1 protein-coding gene is annotated in these 5,877 nt (G+C 69.7%); it reads right to left on the reverse strand.

The genetic code is table 11. The features are described 5' to 3' along the window. A partial coding sequence (locus tag GVY39_RS33490) for a type I polyketide synthase (protein ID WP_240679495.1) occupies positions 1–5,866 on the reverse strand: 5,866 nt, incomplete at its 3' end. Between the last annotated feature and the right edge of the window lie 11 nt (positions 5,867–5,877).

Below are 5,877 nucleotides of genomic sequence, written 5' to 3' on the forward strand. Positions count from 1 at the left end.
GATCGGCCACCACCACCGACCCCACACCCGTCACAAACCCGAAAACCCGATCACCAGGCACCAACCCCGACACACCCGCACCCACCTCCACCACCACACCAGCACCCTCCACACCCAACACAGCGTCCGGGTCGGGGTAGGTGCCGAGCGCGACGAGTACGTCCCGGAAGTTCAGGCCCACTGCCTTCACGCGCACGCGCACCTGCCCCGGAGCCAGCGGCGTCCAGGCGTCCGGAAGTTCGCGCAGGCCGAAATTGTCCGGGCTCAACGTGCCTTTCCCGATCGGCGCGAGTCGCCATTCCCGGCGGTCGGAGGACGCGGCGGTGCCCAGAAGCTCCGCGTCGCGCAGGCGGGCGGCGCCCGCATGCCCGGCGCGATGGAGTCGCGGTGCGTGGGGGACGCCGCCGCGGACGGCGAGTTGAGCTTCGGTGTCCAGCGTCAGCGCCAGTACGACACTCTGCCGCAGATGATTCCATTCATCGACGTCGACGAGGACGACCCGGTCCGGGTGCTCGCTCTGGGCGGTGCGCAGCAACCCCCACGCCGCGGCCGCGGCCGGATCCAGGGGCTCACCGGCATGGACCGCCACCGCCCGCCGGGTCACCACGACAACTCGGCTGTCCCGGTCCAGTAGGTCCCGCACCCGCGCCGTCACCGCGGTCACCACCGTCCGCACGGTAGCGGGCATGTCGCCGTCGCCGACCTCGTGGAGGCGGACCACCGTCGCGACCCGCCCCGCGACGTACACGGTCTCGAGGTCACCGGCAACGTCCCAGTCGCCGGCGGCGCCCGGCTCGAGGGCAGGCACGGCGATCCAGTCGAGTCCGTAGCCGACGGCGCGGTGCCCTACCGCAAAGGCCTCGGCCGAGAGGCTACGTAGCATCAGCGCACCGATCTCGGCCACCGGCCGCCCCGAGGTGTCGGTGAGCGTCACCGCGATCCGCGTGTCCTCCGCCGCCGAGCCGGACACGGCGGCATGGACCCGCACCGTGGTCGCTCCCGTCGCATACAACCTGACGTTCTCCCACGAGAACGGCACAGCCACCGCACCGGCCACCGGTTCGGACGTCAGCCCGCCCAGCAGGATGGAGTGCAGCGCCGCGTCCAGCAGCGCCGGATGCACTCCGTACCCGTCGACCTCTGCTCGAGCGGATTCGGGCAGCACGACCTCGGCGAAGACTTCACCGTCGCCGCGCCACAGCGCAGTCAGTCCCCGGAAAGCCGGACCGTACTCGTAGCCCAGTCCGGCCAGATCCGCGTAGGCGCCGGTGAGTTCCCGCACGGTCGCGTCGGCCGGGGGCCAACTCGCTGCCACCGTGGCGGCCGTCCGGCCGCCCGTCCGCGCGGTCACCGTCGCACTCACGTGACGAACCCATTGAGCGGAGTCGGCCCCGGCCTCCGCACCGTCGAGCGACCGCGAATACACCGCGACTGCCCGAGCACCGGATTCATCCAGCCCACCGGCGACCACCCGCAGATCGACCGCGCCCGTCGATGGCATCGGCAGGGGCGCCTCGATCACCAGCTCCGACACCGCGGGGCATGCCACGGCCGCACCCACGTGCAGGACGAGTTCGACGAAGGCGGCGCCGGGGAACACGACCGCTCCGCCGACCGCGTGATCGGCCAGCCACGGATGTTCCGCTCCGGACAGTCGGCCGGTGAACACGACATCCGGCGAATCCGGCAACCGCACCAGAGCGCCCAGCAGCGGATGGCCCGCGTCGTCCAGACCCGAGCGCGATACATCCGACACGCGTACCGGGGGCAACCAGTACCGCTGCTGCTCGAACGCGTAGGTCGGCAGCGGCACCCGCTCGATCGCGCGGCCCGCGAACAGCGGCGTCCAGTCCACCGGCACCCCTCCGGCGCCGGCTTGCGCCAGCGCGGTCACGAACCGATCGGCCTCGTCGGTCGAGCGTCGAGCGGCCGCGACGACGATCGACTCCGCTTCCGTGGCCGGCGTTTCGGCGAGACACTGCCGAACCATGGCGGCCAGTACGGCATCCGGGCCGACCTCCAAGAACCGCCGGACGCCGTCCTCTATCAAGGTGGCGATACCCGGTGCGAACCGGACACACCCGCGTACCTGGGCGACCCAGTAGTCGGGGTCGGTCAGTTCGGCGTCGACCAAGGCGCCGGACACGTTCGACACGATCGGGACGGCCGGCCGATGGTAGGTCAAACCTCGCGCCACTCCGCGGAACTCGTCGAGCATCGGCTCCATCGATGCCGAATGGAACGCATGGCTCACCCGCAGTCGCGAGGTCTGCGCATTCGCCGTGGCCAGACGATCGGCGATCGCGTCGATCACGGTGGCCGCACCGGACAACACCACCGATCCCGGACCGTTCACCGCGGCGATCGACACCCGACCGCCGAATTCGTCGAGCAGGTTCACCGCCTGTTCCTCGGGTATCGCCGCGGCCAGCATCGCGCCGTCGCCGGGTAGCGCGCCCATCAACCGTCCGCGCGCCACCACCAGCGCGCACGCATCCGGTAGCGACCACACTCCGGCGAGATACGCGGCGGTCAGCTCGCCGATCGAATGTCCGATGAGCGCGTCCGGAACGACGCCGAACGATTCCAGCAGCCGGAACAGCGCTACCTCGAACGCGAACAAGGCGGGCTGGGTGAACTCGGTCCGATCCAACAGCCGCGCACCGTCCGGGTCGAAGACCAGCTCTCGCAGCGAACGGCCGAGCAGCGGATCGATATTGGTGCACATCTCGTCGAAGGCCGTGGCGAACACACCGAAAGCCGTGTACAGACCGGCGCCCATCCCGGCACGTTGCGCGCCCTGACCGGTGAACAGGAACGCCGTCCGGCCTGCCGTATTCGACTTCGCCGCGATCGCGCCCGTGCTACCAGCGGCCAATTCGGCCAGCCCGGTCAGCAGTTCGTCTCGGTCACGTCCGACGACAGCGCCACGCCACGGCAGCTGTGCGCGGGAGGTGATCAGCGCGTGAGCTGTGTCCCAGGGTCCGGCGTCGGGATGGTGGATCGCCCACTCCCGTAGCCGCTCGGCCTGCGCCCGCAGGCCGGACTCGGAATCGGCCGACACCAGCCAGGGCACGACCGTCTCGATACGGCGCCCGGGAGCGGGCACGACCGATGACGGCGCAGCCGCGGGCGCCTCTTCGAGGATGGCATGTGCGTTGGTGCCGCTGACACCGAACGACGACACGCCGGCCCGCCGGACGCGCTCCCCGGCGGGCCACGCCTGGGCTTCGGTCAGCAGCCGAACGTTGCCCGCCGACCAGTCCACATGGGGGCTCGGCTCGTCCGCGTGCAGTGTCTTCGGCAGGGTTTCGTGCCGCAACGCCTGCACCATCTTGATCACACCACCGACACCCGCGGCGGCGATGGTGTGGCCGAGATTGGATTTGACCGACCCGATGAACAGCGGGCGACCGGCACGATCACGCCCGTAGGCATTGATCAGGGCCCGGGCCTCGATCGGATCGCCCAATGTCGTACCGGTGCCGTGCGCCTCGACCGCGTCCACATCCGTCGGCGTCAACCCCGCGTCGGCCAGCGCCGCCGCGATCACCCGTTCCTGCGACGGACCGTTCGGCGCGGTCAGGCCGTTGCTCGCACCGTCCTGATTGATCGCGCTACCGCGCACGAGAGCCAGAACGGTGTGTCCGAGGCGCTGGGCGTCGGAGAGCCGTTCGAGTACGAGCACCCCGACGCCCTCGGCGAAACCGACGCCGTCGGCGTCGGCGGAGAACGACTTACAGCGTCCATCGGGCGCCAGGCCGCGCTGCCGGGCGAAATCGACGTAGAGGTATGGACTGGCCGCGACCGTCACACCGCTCGCCAGTGCCAGCGAGGTCTCTCCCTGGCGCAGCGCGCGGGTGGCCTGGTGCAGGGCGACCAGCGACGACGAGCACGCGGTATCCACGGTGACGGCCGGACCTTCGAAGCCGAAAACGTAGGCCACCCGGCCGGAGACCACACTGTGCGTGGTGCCGGTGAGACGGTAGCCCTCCAGTTCTCCGGTGATCCGCTCGCTGTAGCCGGATGAGCACGCTCCGGCGAAGACGCCGGTATCGCTGCCACGCAACGCGACCGGGTCGATACCGGCATTCTCCAGGGCCTCCCAGGTCGCTTCCAGCAGCAGGCGCTGCTGGGGGTCCATGGCGGACGCCTCCCGGGGACCGATGCCGAAGAAGCCGGCATCGAAATCCGCCGCGCCGGAGAGGAATCCGCCGCGCCGGGTGTAGGAGGTACCCGGTTTGTCCGGGTCCGCATCGAACAGTCGCTCGAGATCCCAGCCACGGTCGGTGGGAAAATCTGTGCTCGCGTCCGTGCCGGAGGCCAGCAATTCCCAGAGACTCTCCGGTGAGGTGACTCCGCCGGGGAAGCGGCAGCTCATGCCTACAATGGCGATCGGGTCATCCACCACACGCTCCGGGCGCGGAGCCCGCTCGGCGGATTCGTCCGCGGTGGTCGGCACCGCCAGGGAGCGCACCAGCTTCGCCATCGCGGTGGCGGTCGGGTGGTCGAAGACCAGTGTCGACGGCAGCTGGAGCCCGGTGGCTTCCGACAGCCTGTTGCGGAATTCCATGACGCCGAGTGAGTCGAATCCGATATCTCGGAACGGTTTGTCCGCCGGGATCGATTCGATGCCGGTATGCCCCAGCACCGCCGCGGCCTGGGCGCGGATGAGGTCGAGGACGACGCGATCCTGCTCGGCAGCCGAACGACCCGCCAGTCGCGCGGCCAGCTCCGGACGCTGCGCCACGTCACCGGCGACCCGGCGGCGGGACGGCCGTACCAAACCGCGCATCAGGGCACGGGGTACCGTTTCCGCCAGCGCGTCGCGGTCGACGCGGACAGCCACGAACGCCGATGCGCCCCCCGCGAGTGCGGAGTCGAACAGTGCCATACCCTCCCGCTCGCCCAGCGGCGGGAAGCCCTCCCGCCGCAACCGAGCGATATCGGCTCGGCCGAGTGCCCCGGTCATGCCGGTGCTCTGCTGCCACAACCCCCACGCGATCGAGGTCGCGGGCAGACCGGTCACGTGCCGGTGGTGTGCCAGCGCGTCGAGGAACGTATTGGCCGCGGCGTAATTGGCCTGGCCCGCGTTGCCGATCACGCCCGCGATCGAGGAGTACAGCACGAACATCGACAGATCCAGATGCCGTGTCGCCTCGTGCAGGTTCCACGCCGCGTCCACCTTCGGCCGCAACACCTGCTCGATCCGCTCCGCCGTCAGAGCGGTGAACAAGCCATCGGCCAGCACCCCCGCAGCGTGGACGACGCCGGTCAGTGGATGCTCGGACGGGATCGCCGCGAGCGTCTTCTCGAGGGCGTTCCTGTCCGCGGCGTCACAGGCGACCACGTCCACGTGCGCACCGAGTGCGTCGAGCTCGTCACGCAGTTCCCTCACACCGGGCGTATCCGGGCCGCGTCTGCTGGCCAATATCAGCCTTCGGATCCCGTACTCGGTGACCAAATGCCGAGCGGCCAACGCACCCAATCCTCCGGTACCACCGGTGATCAGCACCGTGCCCTCAGGCGACAGCGGCGTCGGCACGTTGAGCACGTTCTTCCCGATATGCCGCGCCTGACTCATGAACCGCAACGCTTCCGGCGCCTGCCGCAAATCCCATGCGGTGAGCGGGGACTGCGTCAAGATTCCGGCCTCGAACAGCTCTACGACCGATGTCAGGATCTCCCTCAGTCGATCCGGCGCCACCTCCAACAGGACGAAACTCTGGTACCGCACCCCTGGATGGACAGCGGCTACTTGCTGGGGGTCGCGGCGATCCAGCAACCCCATCTCCACGAACCGTCCACCCGGCCGCAGCAACCGCAGCGAGGCATCCACGAATTCCCCCGCCAGCGAATCCAGCACCACATCCACAC

This window comes from Nocardia sp. CY15 (assembly GCF_009829295.1).
GTDB classification, from domain to species: domain Bacteria; phylum Actinomycetota; class Actinomycetes; order Mycobacteriales; family Mycobacteriaceae; genus Nocardia; species Nocardia sputi.